At 57.2% G+C, this 18,728-nt stretch carries 12 protein-coding genes; 11 read left to right on the forward strand and 1 reads right to left on the reverse strand.

What is annotated here, in order from left to right; genetic code table 11:
- Positions 1–186 precede the first annotated feature (186 nt).
- The 8 genes from QC826_RS10120 to fabD all read left to right on the forward strand — a co-directional run bounded on the left by QC826_RS10120 (position 187) and on the right by fabD (position 12,796).
- Positions 187–3,813, forward strand: coding sequence for a type I polyketide synthase (locus QC826_RS10120; RefSeq protein WP_279765484.1), 3,627 nt, complete (start codon positions 187–189; stop codon positions 3,811–3,813).
- A gap of 154 nt (positions 3,814–3,967) precedes the next feature.
- On the forward strand, positions 3,968–5,305 hold the full coding sequence (locus QC826_RS10125) for an MATE family efflux transporter (RefSeq protein WP_279765486.1): 1,338 nt from the start codon (positions 3,968–3,970) through the stop codon (positions 5,303–5,305).
- Positions 5,268–5,792, forward strand: a complete 525-nt coding sequence (locus tag QC826_RS10130) for a GIN domain-containing protein (protein ID WP_279765487.1) — start codon at positions 5,268–5,270, stop codon at positions 5,790–5,792. Before QC826_RS10125 ends, QC826_RS10130 begins: the two co-directional genes overlap by 38 nt.
- A 64-nt stretch (positions 5,793–5,856) precedes the next feature.
- The gene (locus QC826_RS10135) at positions 5,857–7,050 is read left to right on the forward strand and encodes an ABC transporter permease (RefSeq protein WP_279766436.1); all 1,194 of its coding nucleotides are present in this window, start codon (positions 5,857–5,859) and stop codon (positions 7,048–7,050) included.
- 46 nt (positions 7,051–7,096) lie between these two features.
- A complete protein-coding gene (locus QC826_RS10140; protein ID WP_279766437.1) occupies positions 7,097–8,311 on the forward strand; it encodes an ABC transporter permease in 1,215 nt (404 codons plus the stop codon).
- A 1-nt stretch (position 8,312) separates the two neighbouring features.
- Positions 8,313–9,401 (forward strand): efflux RND transporter periplasmic adaptor subunit, encoded by a 1,089-nt coding sequence (locus tag QC826_RS10145; protein ID WP_279765488.1) that lies wholly within the window; start codon positions 8,313–8,315, stop codon positions 9,399–9,401.
- A 494-nt stretch (positions 9,402–9,895) separates the two neighbouring features.
- The gene (locus QC826_RS10150; RefSeq protein WP_279765489.1) at positions 9,896–10,681 is read left to right on the forward strand and encodes a hypothetical protein; all 786 of its coding nucleotides are present in this window, start codon (positions 9,896–9,898) and stop codon (positions 10,679–10,681) included.
- A gap of 36 nt (positions 10,682–10,717) precedes the next feature.
- Positions 10,718–12,796 (forward strand): ACP S-malonyltransferase, encoded by a 2,079-nt coding sequence (gene fabD / locus QC826_RS10155; RefSeq protein ID WP_279765490.1) that lies wholly within the window; start codon positions 10,718–10,720, stop codon positions 12,794–12,796.
- 91 nt (positions 12,797–12,887) lie between these two features.
- Here the strand turns inward: fabD and QC826_RS10160 are convergent, their stop codons facing one another.
- The gene (locus QC826_RS10160) at positions 12,888–13,601 is read right to left on the reverse strand and encodes a CHRD domain-containing protein (RefSeq protein ID WP_279765491.1); all 714 of its coding nucleotides are present in this window, start codon (positions 13,599–13,601) and stop codon (positions 12,888–12,890) included.
- Between the two features lie 228 nt (positions 13,602–13,829).
- On the opposite strand from QC826_RS10160, the gene QC826_RS10165 reads away from it, so the two are divergent.
- The 3 genes from QC826_RS10165 to QC826_RS10175 all read left to right on the forward strand — a co-directional run bounded on the left by QC826_RS10165 (position 13,830) and on the right by QC826_RS10175 (position 18,699).
- Positions 13,830–15,998, forward strand: a complete 2,169-nt coding sequence (locus QC826_RS10165; RefSeq protein ID WP_279765492.1) for a hybrid sensor histidine kinase/response regulator — start codon at positions 13,830–13,832, stop codon at positions 15,996–15,998.
- On the forward strand, positions 15,917–16,387 hold the full coding sequence (locus QC826_RS10170) for a response regulator (protein WP_279765493.1): 471 nt from the start codon (positions 15,917–15,919) through the stop codon (positions 16,385–16,387). Before QC826_RS10165 ends, QC826_RS10170 begins: the two co-directional genes overlap by 82 nt.
- A 101-nt stretch (positions 16,388–16,488) precedes the next feature.
- Positions 16,489–18,699, forward strand: coding sequence for a GGDEF domain-containing response regulator (locus QC826_RS10175; RefSeq protein ID WP_279765494.1), 2,211 nt, complete (start codon positions 16,489–16,491; stop codon positions 18,697–18,699).
- Positions 18,700–18,728 lie beyond the last annotated feature (29 nt).

The raw sequence follows: 18,728 nt of genomic DNA on the forward strand, positions 1-18,728 counted from the left end.
GTTCGAGAAAATATATAAATTGTCATGAATCCTCGAATTAATTGATGGCGGTGTGCTGCGATATCCATTTGAACTTGCGCAAACGATCGAAAATTGAATTGAATTGAATTGACGGCCGGTGTTTTTGAAAGAGAAATGAAGTCCTAAAAATCTTATCAACGAAAATAAAGTAGGAAGGGCAGTACGATGAATAACGACATTGCAATTATCGGAATGGCAGTAAATCTCCCCAATATTGACACGCTGGATGATTTTTGGACGTTATTGAAATCGGGAAAGGATCAAGTCGACGAGTTTCCCGCGTATCGCCGCGACGAGGTCACAAAATATATTCGATATCGGAAATTGCGCGCCCTGAAAAAAGTCGGCGGTGAACGGAGCAGCTTCCACAATGGCAGTTTTTTGACGAACGTAGAAAAAATGGATTACCGTTTTTTCAATCTGACGCCGAAGCAGGCCTGCACCATGGATCCGCATCATCGCCTTATTTTGAAAACCCTGTACCGCGCGGTTGAGGACGCCGGGTACGCGGGAAACAGGATTGCGAAGACCGACACCGGGGTATTCGTCGGATTCGCGTCGAATCCGGGGCAGGACTACTCGGCCTATTTGATGGATATCGATCCGTCGCTGGCCCAGGTCTCCCTGACCGGGAATGTCCCGTGCATGCTGGCAAATCGAATTTCACATTTTCTGGACATCAACGGCCCGAGCATCATCATCGATTCGGCCTGTTCCGCCTCGCTGGTCGCGACCTTGACCGCCGCCCGTTCCGTTGCCGAGGGGAGATGTTCCATGGCCTTGGTCGCCGGCGCGCGCATTTGTGTGCCGATCAGCGAAGCGAGCGGTCGCATTGGTATCGAGTCTTCGGACGGCAGGGCGCGAACTTTCGACGAGGCCGCCGATGGAACCGGCCTTGGGGAGGGAAGCGGCGCAATTGTCTTGAAGCGTCTTGACCAGGCGTTGGCCGACGGCGACCACATTTACAGCATCATCAAAGGCGGGGCGATCAACCATGACGGCGCCACCGATGGCATCACAACCCCGGATTCGGATTCCCAAGCCAATCTATTGAGGGCCGCCTGGGTCGACGCAGGAGTCAATCCCGAGCATATTTCTTACATCGAGGCACACGGCACGGCAACCCGCATTGGTGATCCGATTGAGGTGGAGGGCATGAAGCGGGCATTTGCCAGCTATACCGAAAAGCAGCAGTTTTGCGCGATCGGTACGGTCAAAAGCAATATTGGACATTTATTTGAAGGCTCGGGCATTCTTGGTGTGATCAAAACCTCGCTGTCCCTGTATCACCAAACCTTGGTGCCAGTTGCCAACTATAAGAAGACAAATCCCCTGCTGGACCTGGAAAAATCGCCGATGTATGTCAGCAACGCCCTCCGGCCTTGGCCGGTGAATTCTCCAACCAGGTTGTGCGGTGTGAGTGCATTCGGCTTGGGCGGAACAAATTGCCATGTCATATTGGAGGGTGCGGCCGACCCGGCGGCCGCGGAGGAACGGCCAGAGGCCGCCATGCTTTTTGTTTTGAGCGCGCTGTGCCCGGAAAGCCTGACCGCCCTGATCAAGGAATATCATAAATTCGCCACTTCCGACATGGCGGGGAAAGCGGATCTGGCCGATGTCTGTTTCACGCTGGGCGTCGGCAGGAAACATCTGCCTTATCGCGTCGCGCTTATCGTGAAAAATTATGCGGAGCTGGTGCAGTCCCTGTCGGAGGCCGCTATGGTAAAAACCAGCGCCGCCGAATCGTCTAATCACGGCGATATCAGCCTGGTCGAAAACGATGTGGACCTGGAGGTGTTCAAGAAGCGATATTTGGAAGGACGAAATGTAAACTGGAAGCGGCTGTTCGGAGACAAGGCCAAGACGGTATCGGTTCCCGGTTACCAATTCGCCGACTCGGATTGCAATCTGTACTTCCCCGACCACGTCAGCTTGGTCGCGAAAAATTTCAAAGAAGACAATCTGTTGACATATCAAGTCGCATACGTCAAAAAAGCGCTTGATACATCCTTGTTGAAAAAAACACAACAGAAGGTTTTATTGGTCGACTGCGAAGGGTCGAAACGATGCGGAGAACTGCGGAAAATTCTCGAAGCGACGGGAAACAACGTCAGCGTTGCCAGCCTCGGAATGGAGTATGCCCAGGACGGCCAGGTGATTGTCTTCAGCCATACAGAAGAGGATTATAGGAAATTGGCGGCCTTGATCAAAGGGGACGGATATGATCATGTTGTCCATATCACCTCGGGAGAAAAAACGGCGGCGCATCCGGTTGAACTGGAGCAATTAATCGACGCCAAGTTGATGAGCCTATTTTTCCTAACCCGGGCGATAATCTCCGCCTCCTTCCGCTGCAAACTATCGGTCGTAACCGAAAATGTGGCCTACATCAAAGGCGAAATGGACAAGAAAGATCTGGTCCCGGAGAACGCCACTTTGCTAGGAATGGCCAAGGTGATTCCTCGGGAGTCGCCTTTTGTCGAGGTCAAATCCTACGATCTCGACGCATCGAGCTCCACGCGCTCGCTGGCGCTTGAATTTTCCAGCAATGTGCCGGAACGTCTTGTTATTTATCGGAACAATTCGAGATATATCGAACAGTTCGAATATATCGATGTCGAATCGAGCAAATTCACCGACGTCAAAATTCGTCAAGGCGGCGTTTATTTGATAACCGGCGGAACCGGCGCGATCGGTTTGGAGGTGGCGCGTATGCTGTCATCCCATGCGAACGTGAAAATCATCCTGACGAGTCGTTCCGGCTTGCCCGAACGGGCGGCGTGGGACGATATCCCGGAAACCAGTAAAAAATTGCGCAATAGCATAAAAACAATCAAAGAGATCGAGGCGGGCGGTTCGAGTATCACCGTGTTCCCGGTCGACGCCGGCGATTATGAGCAGATGAAGGCCTGCATCGAGAAGATCGTCTCGACCTCAGGGGAAATCTCCGGCGTAATTCATGCGGCGGGAAACGCGGGAAAAAATGTCATCTCGATGCGGGAAACCAAGGACTTTGAAGAGGTGATTCGGCCAAAAATTCATGGAACGTATTTTTTGCGCGAGTTGACCAAAGGCATGAAACTCGATTTCATGGCATTTTTCTCTTCGGTCGCTTCGATTTATCCGTCCGCCGGCCAAGGGGATTACGCAGCGGCCAACACTTATATGGACTCATTCTGCGACATGGGAAATTCCGAGGAAACCCATATGGTGGCAATGCAATGGACCGCATGGCGGGACATTGGAATGGCGGTTGATTTCGACACGAATCTGGATACGACATTTAAGGCGATCCCTACTGAGGCGGGCATTCATTGTCTGTACCAAGGCTTGCGCCACGTGCCTTCGCGTACATTCGTCGGGGAAATAAACTACGGTAACGAAATTGTTGTTTGGCTCGACAAGATGGGTATCCAATTGTCGCGAGACATTCTGGAGAAAATCGCCGCGTCGCAGGAGGAAAATGAGCAGTCGGTATCGCGCGGCGGTGTCGCAAACGAGGAGAGCTCCGGCGATCCAGTGCTCACCGGCCGTGAATCGGGGAGTTACAGCGATACCGAGCGGGCGGTGGCCCGGGTCTGGGCCGATTCCCTGGGATATGACACTTTTGACATCAACGCGGCCTTCAACGACCTGGGCGGCGAGTCAATTACCGCCCTGACCATTCTGCGGAACTTGTTTGAGCAGATGGGCGTGGTCCTGGACGTCAGCATGATGAAGGTGTACCCGACGATTAGCTCGATAAGCTCGTACATCGATTCCCTAGCTGATTCGGTCGCGCGCGCAGCCTGATTCGACCGGGTTGTTGGTCCGGTAAAAAAAGGCGGGTATTCCCAGCGGCCAAGAGAGATGGTTTCGACGGCCGTTCAACATACACCGGTGCAGGTTAGGCGAACGGTGTATGTTGACAACAATGATGTTGTTTATATTGACAAGGATCTGCGGCATGCATGACATGACTAAGGGTGGAATTTTCAAAAATATCGTGGTTTTTGCTGTTCCTCTTTTTTTAGGAAGTGTATTGCAGCAGATCTACTCGACGATAAATGGAATTATCGTAGGCCAATATCTCGGTGTCGACGCCCTGGCCGCCATCGGCGTGTCGGGTCCCGTCATCTATTTCATCACTTCGACGATACTGGGCGTGACCATTGGATTTTCCATTGTCATCTCCCAATACAGAGGTGCGGAGAACACCGAAAAAATCGCCCAGTCAATATCGACGTTGATGCTTTTCCTTCTCTTGGCGGGCCTGTTAACGAGTTTCTTCTGCGGGATGTTTTCGAATGAAATTCTGAAGCTGTTGGGCATACCTCCAAATCTGATGGAGGGCGCCAGCAAATACTTATCCTATCTCTCGTATGGGATCGGGGTGACATTTTTGATGATGGGAATCGGCGGTGTTTTGCGCGCATTGGGCGACGGAATGACCAGCCTGTATGCGATGATATTCGCCTGTTTATTGAACATCGCCCTCGACTTCTACTTCGTGTTGGAACTGGGCTGGGGCGTCGAGGGCACCGCCATCGCCACACTAATATCGCAAATATGCTCATTCTCGCTGCTGGTGGTCTATTTGGCGGTGAAAAACACGTATTTTAGATTGGCCATATCGCGGCGATCTTTTAACGCGACCGAGCTGCGGCGCGGCGTCAGCCTGGGCTTGCCACTTGCTGCCCAGCATATTTTCCTATCCGGCGGCATTCTTGTTCTTATATGGGTTGTCGTTCCTTATGGCGAGAGTGTCATCGCCGCCTTGACCATAGTCGGACGGATAGAGATGTTCATGACGATGGCCTTCTTGGAGCTGTCTTCGTCGTTGACCACTTTTGTCGGCCAAAACCACGGTAAAAATTACTCGGATAGAATCTCCGCCGGATTCAAGCACACCGCGTTCACCGCCGCCGTCCTCAGCGTGGTGCTGTCGGTGGCGGCCTTGGTATTCAACCGCCAGCTGATCCGCATCTTTACAAAAGACGAGGCTGTAATCGATCTAGGCGTTCAATACCTGAATATTCTTATGCCATTCTTTGTTTGCTTGTCTCTGACAATCATCTATCACGGCAAGCTTAACGGATTGGGCGTGGTAAAAGCCCCGTTGATCTGCACCGTGATTGCCTTCTGTCTGATCAGAGTGCCATTTTCCTATATATTCGGCCATTTTTTCGGCATAGCGGGACTGTGGTGGGCAGCGTCGTTCGGCTGGGCCGTGGGTTTGTTATGCACTTACTACATGAATCGAGAATATGAAAAAACGGCATTCATGTCGCTCAAGACGGCTTGATCGCTTCCTCCTGGGTACATTGCTAAGTTGGTTCATATTGAACGGTGGGATGATGGGAAAAATAGTTGGAATTATTCTGTTTTTTATGACTCTTGAACGGGGAATGGCCATGGGAAATGAAGTCTCGATATTGAAGTGTTCCGGCAGCAGCTGCACACTCAGCTATGCCGATCATAGGAACCAAGCGATCGTCGTGCCGGAAAATGTCGCGGATGTCAATATCCGCCACTCCGGCTCCGGAATTTTAAGCGTGTCGGGATCGGTCGAGAAGTTGGATGTCTATTACACCGGCAGCGGAAAGCTGATGTTGAAGGAGCTGGCCGCCAACAACGTGGTACTGGTTCATTCGGGGAGCGGCGCCGTTTTTCTCAGGGCGGACAAAAATATCGAAATCAAAGGGGCGGGCTCGGGCGGCGTGCACCTGTATGGAGACGGGAAATTGGAAAACCATCGCACCGGAAGCGGCGCTTTTTTGAGAAACGATTAGAGATCTAGAGCATATGTTCCTGGATAATTTTAGGGAAACTCTGTTTTCCTTGGCGAATAATCGAATGAGGTCACTGTTGACCGCGTTCGGTATATTTTGGGGATTATTCATGTTGATGATGCTGTTAGGCGCCGGCAAGGGAGTGGAGAACGGTTTCCTGCACAGTTTCAATAGCGACATGGCCGGATATGTCCGAATTCAGTCGTTCCGGACCAGCGTAGCATATGCGGGTTTTTCAAAAGGACGGAGCGTTGTCCTGCGTCCAAGCGATCTTCAATATATCAAATCAAATGTGTCTGGAGTAAAGTTGAGTGCTTTCGATGTGTATGGGCCGGATAAGTCATTCATTCAACATGATAAGAAATCGGGCAACTACACGGTGCTGGGAGTTTCCGAGAACTATTTCGATATCAATCAAAGAATCAAGGTCATCAAAGGCCGAAAGTTCGACGCGCTTGATTTCTCGAGCGCCAGGAAGGTCTTACTCGTCGGCGACGGGGTTGCAAAAAGATTGTTTTCAGGAGCTGCCGATCCAATAGGAAAACTGGTGCGAATTGGAAATGTCAATTACACCACGATCGGCGTCCTTGACGGCGGCAGCAATAAAGACACCGCGAACCAGGTGCTTGTGTCCGCCGGCGCCTATGCGAATTTATTTGGCGCCGAGAAGAAGATTAGTACGCTCTACGTGATGCCAGACACGGCGGCGAATCATCTTGTTTTCGAGGGGAAAATAGAAAATCTATTGAAGAAATCGAATGATATCGCACCAACCGACGACAAGGCGTTGTTGATTGAGAACTTTTTAGAAAAATCCGAAAAAGTCCGCGGTATTTTCAATAATATAAAGATCTTCGTCTGGGTGGTCGGGATAGGCACGCTGGTGGCCGGAACCGTGGGATTGGGAAACATTATGATGGTGTCGGTTAAAGATAGAGTGGCCGAAATAGGATTAAAGAAGGCGCTTGGTGCGACATCCATTTCCGTCGTCGCCGCGATCGTTGTCGAGGCTATGCTGATCACCGCCTTGGGCGGCGGGGCGGGCCTGCTGTTCGGGACAATGATGTTGAGAACAATTACCCCCGTCATTTCTTTATTCGATGGTGATAGCACGTATTTTTCCGATCCGGATATCGATTTGAAAACCACATTATCGGCTTTTGTCGTCCTGTTTTCGGTCGGAGTCATTGCCAGCCTTATTCCGGCGTGGTGCGCCGCCAAGATAAGTCCAGCGGAAGCCATGCGGGCCAAGGGATAGGTGGGGCGGTGAACAGGCTATTTGAATTATTCCAAACCTTCAAACAATACAAACTGAGGGCCACTTACTCACCGGCTTTGGAGTTTTTTGGGGAGTTCTATTACTTATAGTCTTGCTCGGGTGCGCGCAAGGATTGAGAAACGGCATTGAAGACCAATTTGGCGCCGCCGCCGACAATGTCTATATCTGGCGGGCCAATGTCGCTCAAATTCCCTATCGGGGGCTGAATGCCGGGCGCTGGATTGGTATGGACAATGACGACGTCCGCGCCTTGAAAAAAAGGGTGCCTGGTATAAAAATCGCCGTCGGGATAAATAATCTCGGCCGCGAGTTGCCTCAATTTGTAAGCCGGAACCATGAGTATGGTTCCTACCTTGTTCAAGGTTCTCATCTTGAGATAGCTGAGATGAGTGGGTTTTCCATGGCGCAAGGCCGTTTTTTTAACGGCCTGGACAACCGGGAAAGGCGAAAGGTGGCGGTCATCGGGAGTCGAGTGTATGAGCAACTGTTCCCCCTAAGAGATGATGCGATAGGCGCCTCGATAAAAATATCCGGTATTTCCTTCACGGTGGTTGGCGTATTCGAACCGTCGGCCATCGGGGACCAGGCCAGGAAGGACGCCGGACTGGTGTTTCTACCCAATGAGACTTTGCGTAATTGTTTTAATCAAGAGGGTTGGATCGATTTGATACGAATGTCGCCGCAGAAGGGTGTGCATTCAAGTGTGATTGAAAAAGAAGCGATTGATTTTCTTAAAGACCGACATAACATCAGCCCGCAGGACATTGGCGTGTACGGCTCGTATAACACCCAAAAAGAATTCGACAAATATATGGCGTTGTTTTCCGGCATGGCGGCTTTTTCCTGGTTCATCGCGATCGGGACGATATTTTCCGGGGTGATCGGCGTTGGAAATATCATGCTTATTTTCGTCAAGGAGAGAAATCAGGAAATCGGTTTGCGGAAGGCGCTGGGGGCCACCATTGTTTCAATTGCCGTGATGGTGGTGGAGGAAGCCATCTTTTTGACCTCGCTTTCCGGCCTGCTTGGCTTGTTGGCAGGGAAGCTCTTGTTGAATTTCATAAACTATTTGTGCATGTTGTTTTCCGTGAATGCCGAGGTTTTTCATAATCCGACGGTAAACAACGACACTTGCGTCATAGCACTTGTCGTTTTAATAATATGCGGAACTTTAACCGCGCTTATACCGGCAGTCAGCGCCGCGAAAATTAACCCGATAGTTGCATTAAAGGACGAATAGAGTGCCTAAGCTCAGTGTGAAAAATGCATGTTTTGGAATGTTGTCGTTGCTCTTGATATTGATGCTTGTTGTTGGCGTCTTCTCGAAAAAATCCAGTTCAGCCACCAACGCAACCAGAGCGGAGAAGATTACCCCGGTGATTGCCGATATTGAAGTAACCGTCGTAGCGACAGGGAAGATCGTTCCTAGAAATGAAGTCGAGATCAAGGCCCTGGTGCCTGGCGTGATAGACCAGGTGTTTATTAGCGCGGGAGAAAAGATCAAGAAAAATTCCGTGATCGCGAGGATAAGCCTGACCCCCGATGCGGTCGTGTTGGCCGCCGCCCAATCCGATCTGGAGAAGGCGAAAATCTCATTCGCGGTAAGTAAACGCGAGCTTGATAGGTATAAGGAATTGCTCGGAAAGAACTTCATTTCGGATTCCATGTATCTGCTCCATAAGCGCGACTACGAGTTGGCCAAGGAGAGCCTCGACAGTTCGGTCGATAAGTTGGATCTGATTAAAAATGGTTTTTCCAAAAACTCGGGATCGTCGCCAAGCCTGGTCAGGGCGACCATATCGGGCATGGCGCTGGATGTGCCGGTTAAAGCTGGAGACTATATCACCCAAACGAATACATTCAGTAACGGCACAACGATTGCGACCATCGCCGATATAGACGATCTGATATTCGAGGGCAGTGCGGACGAATCCGATGTCGCCAAGCTGCGGACCGGCATGCCGGTTTCAGTCAACCCCGGCGCCTTGGGCACTAGGGTATTTCCCGGCATACTGGAATACATATCGCCCAAAGGCTTTTTGGATCAAGGAATTATTAAATTTAAAATCAAGGCGAGAGTTAAAGCCGGCAACGACGTTTTTCTGAGGTCCGGTTACAGCGCAAGTGCCACCGTCATATTGGATAGCCATAGACAGGTGCTGGCGGTTGACGAGGGTTATGTCCTATTCGAAAAGGATGGCACATATATCGGTGTCATCGACGGCGAGAAGAAAAAAATCAAAAAGAGGATTCAAACCGGCATTTCAAACGGTGTCAGGATCGAGGTAATTTCCGGTCTTAAGATAAGCGATGAACTCGTGCATTATTAATTGCTTTGCCAAGACCAGCACAAGATAACTGGCATGCGGTTCGCCCCGTGCTTGGCTTGTCAAGGCCTTGGGCCATGGCGCGCACGCCGCAGTGGCCGCTGCGCTGGCGGGACGACGGCGCGGCCTTGCGGTGTTGGAAAGATATGAGTTTTCGGCATGTCATCTCCCTGCGACAAATGGGTATCGCACTTGGATCCCGCGCATGTCGTGGTTAATTCCTGGCCCCCAATTTTATAACCAAATGAATTGACTGAAAAATGAAGCAAAATCTAAGCATCGATGGGATCGGGAAATTTCGGAACCTGGATGAATCGTTCCATCTAAACTGCATGAATCAGAAGGTGTTGGCATATATGGAGGTTCTGGGCCTCCCGATAGACCTGCTATTTTTCGCGAGTTTGGAAAATACGGATAATATATATCAATCTTCGTATCTTGAAAAGAAGTCCAGATGGCTATATACACCCCGCTACATGCAAGAGAAGGAATGGGATATGGTCGGCATCTGGGCAGAAAGGGCGCCTGTCGCCTTCGATTTCGGGGAATTTGTCGAACGGGCAAAGCAAGAAGTCGCAAAAAAATGTCCGGTGGTGTTTTATGCGCCTTGCGGCGGCGTTCCATATTACAGAGATTTAACTATTCCCAACATTGAGAACGAAAGCGAACTGAATAATTTGCATGCGTATTTTATTTCCGGCTATGACGAAAGCAGTCACGAGTTTCATTTTTTCGATATATTCTCGGACAACGGCCGCATGTATAAATCAAGCATCGATGCGATGGCAGATGCCTACCAGGTCGGCAAGGATAGATGGTTTGTGGACGCGTTCAGTATTTATTCCGCACCGAATATGGAAAACCGGGAAAAATCGTACCGGGAGCATATTTCATTTGTCGACGCCCACCATGATCCTTTGCAAGTCTACGGGTTTATGGCTGATTATTTGGACTTCGAATATACTCAAAGTTCGATAGTTTACAAGGTTAGCGCTGTGAACGCCATCGGCATTTTGCTGGGTTCGAGAAAGTTCTTTTCCCGGTTTGTCGCATTTGCGGGGTATGGCGACGCGGTCAAGGCGGCGTATCACGAAATGTATTTGAAGTTGAGAAAATTGTATAACTTGATAAACAGGCTATTTTCAAATAGAGAACATTTTTTAATCGATGAGATCAAAAAGAGGCTGCGCGAGATGGGTCGTTTGGAGCTGGGCGCCATGGAATTGCTCAGGGAATACTTGCGGAACAATGGTGCATATTTGCCCGGTTTGCTCCCCGCCTGATGCCAGTGTTTATTCATGATAAGGGTGTGCGCCAAAATGCCTGATGTCCAACCAAAACAATTTGTGCAGTTCTCTTCCCATAGCGGGGACGTGGTCGCCCTCATGAGGGAGTTGTACCATGCCGATGGCGATTTGCGATTGTTTTTCTCGACGGTGTTTTCGAGCGTTCGAGAAGCGGAAATCAATATCAAACCTTCACCAGAGATCTTGCCTCGTGGTTTTCCTTTGGAAAGATGGGTGCGGGATTCGGAAGAGATGGATGCGGGCGACGCGCGCCGCTCGACAATCAATCTAGTTTGCGTATTTATATATCATTTGTGCCTAATTCAACAACTGCACAATAAAAGTGTCGATATGCCGGCCTGGGCCAGCTCAAGCAGCGGCGCGGTCGGCCACAGCGTCGGCTTGCTTTCCGCGATCGTCTATGGATTGGGGCTTGATAAGGCGGCGTTTGAACGGAATATAAATTCGCTCATACGATTCTCGTTCTGTGTTTCGTACCGATCCGAGGAGGCCTATCAGTCCTACTTGCTCGCCCAAGAAGTCGATTCGGCGAGGCTGTATTCACCGATGGCAATGGTGCAGAGAATCGAGCGGAGTCGCGTGGATCATGAGATCGAGCAGTTTTCAAGCCAACATGAGCGGGCGCGCCGTATTGAGATCGGCCTTTGCAACGCGGACGATATCATCGTGCTGGCCGGCCGTGGAGATGTGCTGGAGCAGTTCCGAGTTTTTCTTGAAAGAAAAAAATTAATTAAAGAGACCGATTGGTCGTATTTGGCCGCGACCGCGCCGTTTCATTCCAAGATACTTGGTCCGGTATGGCCGCGCCTCAGGGGCGATAGCGAATTCACGCAATTTCGCTTCAGCGGGCGCGATCTCGTCTGTCCGGTATATCGGACTGATACGGGCGCCAATATGCAAAGCGAGAATCTGCTTGGCGAATCGTTTGTCGAACAGACTTGCATCAACATGCTTGATTGGCCCAGGACGTTGAACATCATCGCGTTGGAAACCGGCCACGGACTGCTGTTCGACTTTGGTCCGGGGCCGTTAATCAGACTATTTACGCAAATGCATCTACGTAAAAAGATGTCAAATATAAAGCAAATTTCCCACAATAACAAAGATTTTCTGCTATCAGTTCCGTTGTTGAATCTTGGCGAAAATATTACTGCCGTTCGCCGGCCACCCGTGCTACCACAACTTAGGAGTAACAATATGAAAATGGATGTGATTGTGTTTCCTGGCCAGGGATCCCAGTGCAAGGGGATGGGGGCGTCGCTGTTTGAGCGATATCCGCAGCTCGTACAGGAGGCGGACGAGCTATTGGGCTACTCTATCCGAGATTTGTGCTTGGACAATTCGGCGGGTGTTCTTGACCGCACCGACTTTACGCAACCCGCCATCTACCTTGTCAATGCGCTGCATGCGAAGCATCTTATCGAGGACGAGGGCTTGAGTTTCAAGTACGCGGCCGGCCACAGCCTGGGGGAGTTCAACGCGCTGCAAGTTGCTGGGGCGTTTGACATCGTTTCCGGTCTGAGCCTGGTCAAGGAGCGCGGCCGCTTGATGAACATGCACGGCTCCGGCGGCATGAGCGCGGTAATCGGGCTGTCTGTCGACGTGGTGCTGGATGTGTTGCTTGCCTTCGAATTGGACAAACTGTATGTGGCAAACATCAATACACCGACGCAAATCGTATTGTCGGGTGACGCCGGGCAAATGAAAGAGGTCGAATCAGTGATGAAGATCGCTGGCGCAAGCAACTTTATTGCCTTGAAAACCAGTGCGGCTTTTCACAGCCCGTTGATGTCGCAGGCGGAACAGGAGTTTTCTGTTTTCATATCGAATTTCGAGTTCTCAACGCTGAAGTGCGACGTGATTTCCAATCTAACCGCCGTGCCTTATCCTGAAGCTGCCATTCCCGCCTTGATTTCCGGCCAAATAACAAAACCGGTGCGCTGGTCGGATTCCATCGAGTATTTGCTGGCCATCGGGGCGGAGAAATTCTATGAGGTGGGCGATTCCGGCATGTTAAGCAAGATGATCGAGGCGGTTAGGAAACACGCCACCGGTCGAACGGCGGAGCTCGGCGTGAAGGAGCTGAGCTAGTCGTCGTAGGCGACACTGGAAACCCGGCAGCGGCTGGTCCGACTCGGTAGAAATCCGGCAAGCTCGCGCCGCTGCGTCCGTTTTTTGGTGGCTAGTTCGACGGCGCTGTCGCGCCGGCGCGGCGCCGGCACCAGCCCAGTGCCGCCAGGCCGATGCCGAGCAGGGCCAGCGCGCCCGGTTCGGGGATCTCTTGTTGCAGCACGAGGAAGCCGCGTATCTCGCCGGCCGGGAACAGACTGGTGTGGATGTTGAAGTAGGCGCTGCGGTCGGCCAGGCCGGCCAGCAGGGCGTCGCGGGCGTTGCCGACGCCGCCCCGGGCGGCGACGAAGGCCGGGTTGTAGGCGGACGGGCTGTCGAGGTTGAAATTGGCGGCGTAGCTGCCCACCGTGACGCCGGCGGGGAAGCCGGGGAAGCTGGGCACCGGCGTGGCGACGCCGGCGTTGCCGGCCAGCGGGGCCGCCGTGCAGCAGTGGATGTGGGCGGCGCCGGTCTGCCCCAGCAGGCCGGCGAAGCTCACTTCGAGGTGCATGGTGTCGGCCTGGTCGTCGATCACCAGCAGCACGTTGCCGCCGCCCGGCGAGGCGTTGGCCGGCGCCTCGTTGGCGCCGGACAGCACGGCGCTGTAGGTCAGCAGGTTGGCGTTGGCCGGGCCGGCGCGGAGCAGGGCGGCGCAGGCGCAGGCGAGGGCGAGGGCGAGGGCGGCGCCGAGCGGGCGCGCGGGGCGGCGGAGCAGCCCGGCCGGCTTGGCCGGGTGGAACACGCAGGGCAGGTTGAACGGGCGGGCGGTGCGGGCGGTGCGGTCCATGGCGGTCTCCTGGTTGGCTGGCTGAGTTCGGTGAAAGCGAAAAGCGCGCCAGCGCCGCCGCGCCCGGGCGGCGGGCGGCCCGGGCCGGGGTTTGTCAAGGGCGCCGACAGCGATGTCGCCCGATGATCCTCCCGGGCAACAATTAATTGGACTTGCCCGGCAATAGAACCTATGATTTGGGCAAGAACATGGATCATCCGGCAACCCCACCTGAATCGGCCCACCATATTGAACCCGCCCGCCAGCCGTTCCGGCCGCATCTCCATCGCGCTGTTCGTCAGCGTCGCGCTGACCGCCGTGGTGACGGTGGTGCTGACCACCTTCGCCCTGTATTTCTACGAGCTGGAGAAGGCGCAGCGCTGGCAGCAGCTGCACAAGACGCTGTCGACCAGCGCCGACGAGCTGGCCGTGGCGGTGGCGCTGCCGGCCTGGAACTTCGACGAGACGCAGATCGTCACCATCATGAAGAGCGGCCTGAGCAACCGCGACCTGCACGCCAGCGTGGTGCAGCCGAGCTCGAGCAAGCATCCCTACATCCTGGTCCGCAACGCCGGCGGCCAGCTCGACGCCGCCGAGCAGCTGCCGGCCGGCGACGAGCTGCTGGTGGAGAAGCGGCCGATCAACGCCGGCGGCCAGAACATCGGCAGCATCAGCGTCTACGCCTCGCCGGCGGTGCTGCTCGAGCAGCTGCGCCAGCGCCTCTACGCCATCGGCGGCATGATCCTGGTGCTCGACGTGACGCTGGTGCTCAGCCTGTACCTGCTGCTGTGGCAGCTGATCCTCAAGCCGCTGACCACCATCGGCCGCTACGCCGCCAACGTCAAGGCCGGCCTGAACCCGGGCGCGGCGCCGCCGCGCGACTGGTTCTTCGGCGAGCTGCGCACGCTCAACAACTCGATCCGCGAGATGGTCGCCCTGCTCGACAGCCGCTACGTCGCCATGCACGCCAGCGAGGAGCGGCTGCAGATCGCCAGCAGCGCGGCGGCGATCGGCATCTGGGACTGGAACATCCTCACCGGCGAGGTGGTGTGGGACGAGCAGATGTACCGCCTGTACGGCCAGGAGGGCCAGCGCGTCGACAAGCCCTTCGAACTGTTCGTCCGCATGGTCCACCCGGACGACGCCATCCCGGCCCGCGCCATGCTCGACCAGGCGCTGGCCGGCGACGGCGAGTTCGACATCGAATGCCGCATCATCTGGGACGACGCCAGCGTCCACTTCATCAAGGCCGACGCGATGACCTTCCGCGACGGCGAGGGCCGGCCGGTGCGCATGGTCGGCGTCAACTACGACATCACCGCGCACAAGGTGGCCGAGCAGGAGCTGCGGCGCCACCGCATCCACCTCGAGGAGCTGGTGGCCGAGCGCACCGCCGCGCTGTCGGTGGCGGTGCTGCAGGCGCAGGCGGCCAACCAGGCCAAGAGCATCTTCCTGGCCAACATGAGCCACGAGCTGCGCACCCCGCTCAACTCGGTGATCGGCTTCTCGCGCCTGATGGCCGACTCGAAGAACATGCTGCCCGACGAGAAGCGCAACCTGGCCATCATCCACCGCTCCGGCCACCACCTGCTGACCTTGATCAACGACATCCTCGAGCTGTCCAAGGTCGAGGCCGGGCGCGCCGTGCTGCAGACCGAGGTGGTCAACCTGGCCGAGATGATGCAGGAGGTGATGGACATGGTCAGCATGCGCGCCGGCCAGGGCGGCGTCGAGCTGGTGCTCGACTGCGCCGGCATGCCGGCCGGCGCCCGCGTCGACGGCACCAAGCTGCGCCAGGTGCTGCTCAACCTGATGTCGAACGCGGTCAAGTTCACCGAGCGCGGCAGCGTCACCCTGCGGGTGCGCGGCGCCCAGCGCGGCGGCCACTGCGAACTGTCCTGCGCGGTGCTCGACACCGGCCCCGGCATCGCCGCCGAGGACCAGCAGCGCATCTTCGAGCCCTTCATCCAGGCCGGCAGCGGCGGCGCGCGCGAGGGCACCGGGCTGGGCCTGACCATCTCGCGCGAGTTCGTCGCGCTGATGGGCGGCCAGCTGACGGTGCAGTCGACGCCGGGCCACGGCGCCTGCTTCCAGTTCGCCATTCCGGTCGAGGTGGCCAGCAGCCTGCCGCTCGAGCCGGGCGTCGAGGTGGCGGCGCTGGCGGCCGAGCAGCGCGGCCGGCGCATCCTGATCGTCGACGACAACGAGGACGGCTGCGCCCTGTTGCGCAGCCTGCTCGGCCCGCTCGGCTTCGAGCTGCGCAGCGCCGCCGACGGCCTGCGGGCGCTGGCCGAGGTCGAGCAGTCGAGCCCGAGCTGGTGTTCATGGACTGGCGCATGCCCGAGCTCGACGGCCTGGAGGCGACCCGGCGCATCCGCGCCAACGGCGCCATCGTGCAGCCGCGCATCGTCATGCTGACCGCCTCGGCCTACGCCGAGGAGCGCGCGGAGGCGCTGCAGGCCGGCGCCGACGAGTTCATGCGCAAGCCGGTCGAGCAGGAGGCGCTCTACCTGCTGCTCGAGCAGCAGCTCGGCCTGCACTTCCTGCGCCGGCCCAGCCACGGCGCCGGGCTGCCCGGCGGGCCGCTGTCGCGCGCCGACCTGGCCGCGCTGCCGGCCGCGCTGCGCGCCAGCCTGCGCGGCGCCGTGCGCGAGCTCAACCTGGCGCGCGTGGCGCTGCTGCTCGAGCCCTTGCCGGCCGAGCAGGCCGCGCTGGTCGGCCGCATCGAGCACATGCTGCGGCTGCACCAGTACCCGCAGCTGTGCGCGCTGCTGGAGGAGGACGGGCCGCTGGCGCTGAGCGCCTGATGGTCTGGGCTGCCGGGCGGCCGGCCACGGCGGGCCGGGGCGGTATATGATGGCGGGTGGAACACCCTGTTTGGATCGATTTTAGGCAGAAAGAGCGCTACATGCATCGGGATTTGTCGGAACAACACACCAAGGGCGAAGTGCTGATCGTCGAGGACACGCCGGCCTCGCTCAAGCTGCTGAGCGACCTGCTGACCGAGGCCGGCTACTACGTGCGGCAGGCGCCCAACGGCGAGCTGGCGCTGTGGACGGCGCAGTCGCGCCCGCCCGAGCTGATCCTGCTCGACATCCGCATGCCCGGCATCGACGGCTTCGAGGTGTGCCGCCGCCTCAAGCAGTCCGAGTCGGCCGAGCTGCGCCAGGTGCCGGTGATCTTCCTGTCGGCCCAGCACGACACCGACGACAAGGTGCGCGGCTTCGCGCTGGGCGCCGTCGACTTCATCCCCAAGCCCTTCCAGAGCGAGGAGATCCTGGCCCGCACCGACGCCCACGTGCGCCTGGGCCGGGCGCAGAAGGCGCTGGCGGCCGAGCGCGGCCTGCTCGAGCAGCGCGTCGCCGAGCGCACCGCCGAGCTGGCCGGGCTGGCCGCCTCGCTCGAGCGCGAGGTCGAGCGGCGCCGCGCCAACGAGGAGTTCCTGCGCCTGGCCGGCCAGGTGTTCGAGGCGACCCAGGACGCCATCGTCATCACCGACACGGCCGGCGTGATCGCCGCCAGCAACCCGGCCTTCACCCGCATCTCCGGCTACAGCGCGGCCGAGGTGGTGGGGCAGAGCGTGCGCCTGCTGCACGCCGGCGAGCAGAACGCGCCGGCCCTGCAACTGCTGCTGCGGGCGCTGCAGACGACGGCGCACTGGTCGGGCGAGATCATGGCGCGGCGCAAGAACGGCGACACCTACCCCGGCCTGCTCAGCGTCTCCTGCGTCAAGGACGGCGCCGGCGCGGTGGTCAACTACGTCGCCGTGTTCATGGACATCACCGAGCGCAAGGCCGAGCAGCACCTGATCGACTTCCTCTCCAACCACGACGCCCTGACCGGCCTGCCCAACCGCCTGCTGGCGCGCCAGCGCTTCGCCCACACCATGGCGGCGGCGCGCCGCGAGGGCCAGTGCGTGGCCGTGATGTGCCTCGACCTGGACCGCTTCAAGAGCATCAACGACTCCTTCGGCCCGCAGGTCGGCGACCGCGCGCTGCAGGTGGTGGCGCGCTTCCTCAGCCGGGCGGTGGGCGAGGGCGACACCGTCACCCGCCAGGGCGGCGACGAGTTCCAGATCATCCTGCAGGACGACGTCCAGCTGGGCCGCACCCTGGCGCTGGCGCAGCGCGTGCTGGCCGGGCTGCGCCGCGAGCTGGCCGTCGACGGCCAGCAGATCTCGCTGACCTCGAGCATCGGCATCGCCGTCAGCCCGAGCGACGGGGCCGACCTCGACGAGCTGGTGCGCAACGCCGACACGGCGCTGTTCCGCGCCAAGGAGACCGGGCGCGACCACTACGCCTTCTTCACCGAGCGGATGGACGCCGAGATCCGCGACAAGCTGGCGATCCAGGCGCAGCTGCGCGGCGCCATCGCGCGCGACGAGTTCGAGGTGCACTACCAGCCGCAGATGTGCCTGCGCAGCGGCGAGCTGCTGGGCGCCGAGGCGCTGCTGCGCTGGGACAACCCGGTGCTGGGCAAGGTGCCGCCCAACCGCTTCATCCCGCTGGCCGAGGAGTACGGCATGGTCACCGCCATCGGCGAGTGGGTGCTCGAGAGCGTCTGCGCGCAGATCAAGCTGTGGCACGACGAGGGCCTGGGCGACATCAAGGTGGCCGTCAACCTGTCGGCCGGCCAGTTCGGCCACGACAACACGGTGGCCTTCGTCGAGGCCACCCTGCGCCGCTTCGGCATCGCCCCGGCCAACCTGGGCCTGGAGATCACCGAGGGCACGGTGATGGGCGACCCGGACAAGGCGGTCGCCGCGCTCAAGCGCCTGAAGGACATCGGCGTGTCGATCTCGCTCGACGACTTCGGCACCGGCTACTCCAGCCTGGGCTACCTGAAGCGCTTCCCGATCGACGTGCTGAAGATCGACAAGTCCTTCGTCGACGACGTCACCACCAACGCCAACGACGCCGCCATCGCGCTGTCGGTGATCTCGCTGGCGCACAACCTGAACCTGCGCGTCATCGCCGAGGGCGTCGAGACGCGGGCCCAGGTCGACTTCCTGGCCGAGCGCGGCTGCGACGAGATGCAGGGCTACTACTTCAGCCGTCCGCTCGCCGCGCCGGCCTTCACCGCGCTGCTGCGCCAACCGCGCAAGCTGTTCGACCAGTAGGCGGCGCGCCCCAGCGGGCCGCCGCCGTC

The sequence above is a fragment of the Rugamonas sp. DEMB1 genome (genome assembly GCF_029834475.1).
Classification (GTDB): Bacteria; Pseudomonadota; Gammaproteobacteria; order Burkholderiales; family Burkholderiaceae_D; genus Rugamonas; species Rugamonas rubra.

Excerpts from the sequence above, each read along its gene's own strand:
- QC826_RS10120 (WP_279765484.1), top strand. The coding sequence starts at position 187 with ATGAATAACGACATTGCAATTATCGGAATGGCAGTAAATCTCCCCAAT.
- QC826_RS10125 (WP_279765486.1), top strand. The coding sequence starts at position 3,968 with ATGCATGACATGACTAAGGGTGGAATTTTCAAAAATATCGTGGTTTTT.
- QC826_RS10130 (WP_279765487.1), top strand. The coding sequence starts at position 5,268 with ATGAAAAAACGGCATTCATGTCGCTCAAGACGGCTTGATCGCTTCCTC.
- QC826_RS10135 (WP_279766436.1), top strand. The coding sequence starts at position 5,857 with ATGAGGTCACTGTTGACCGCGTTCGGTATATTTTGGGGATTATTCATG.
- QC826_RS10150 (WP_279765489.1), top strand. The coding sequence starts at position 9,896 with ATGGTCGGCATCTGGGCAGAAAGGGCGCCTGTCGCCTTCGATTTCGGG.
- fabD (WP_279765490.1), top strand. The coding sequence starts at position 10,718 with ATGCCTGATGTCCAACCAAAACAATTTGTGCAGTTCTCTTCCCATAGC.
- QC826_RS10160 (WP_279765491.1), bottom strand. The coding sequence starts at position 13,601 with ATGGACCGCACCGCCCGCACCGCCCGCCCGTTCAACCTGCCCTGCGTG.
- QC826_RS10170 (WP_279765493.1), top strand. The coding sequence starts at position 15,917 with ATGCCCGAGCTCGACGGCCTGGAGGCGACCCGGCGCATCCGCGCCAAC.
- QC826_RS10175 (WP_279765494.1), top strand. The coding sequence starts at position 16,489 with ATGCATCGGGATTTGTCGGAACAACACACCAAGGGCGAAGTGCTGATC.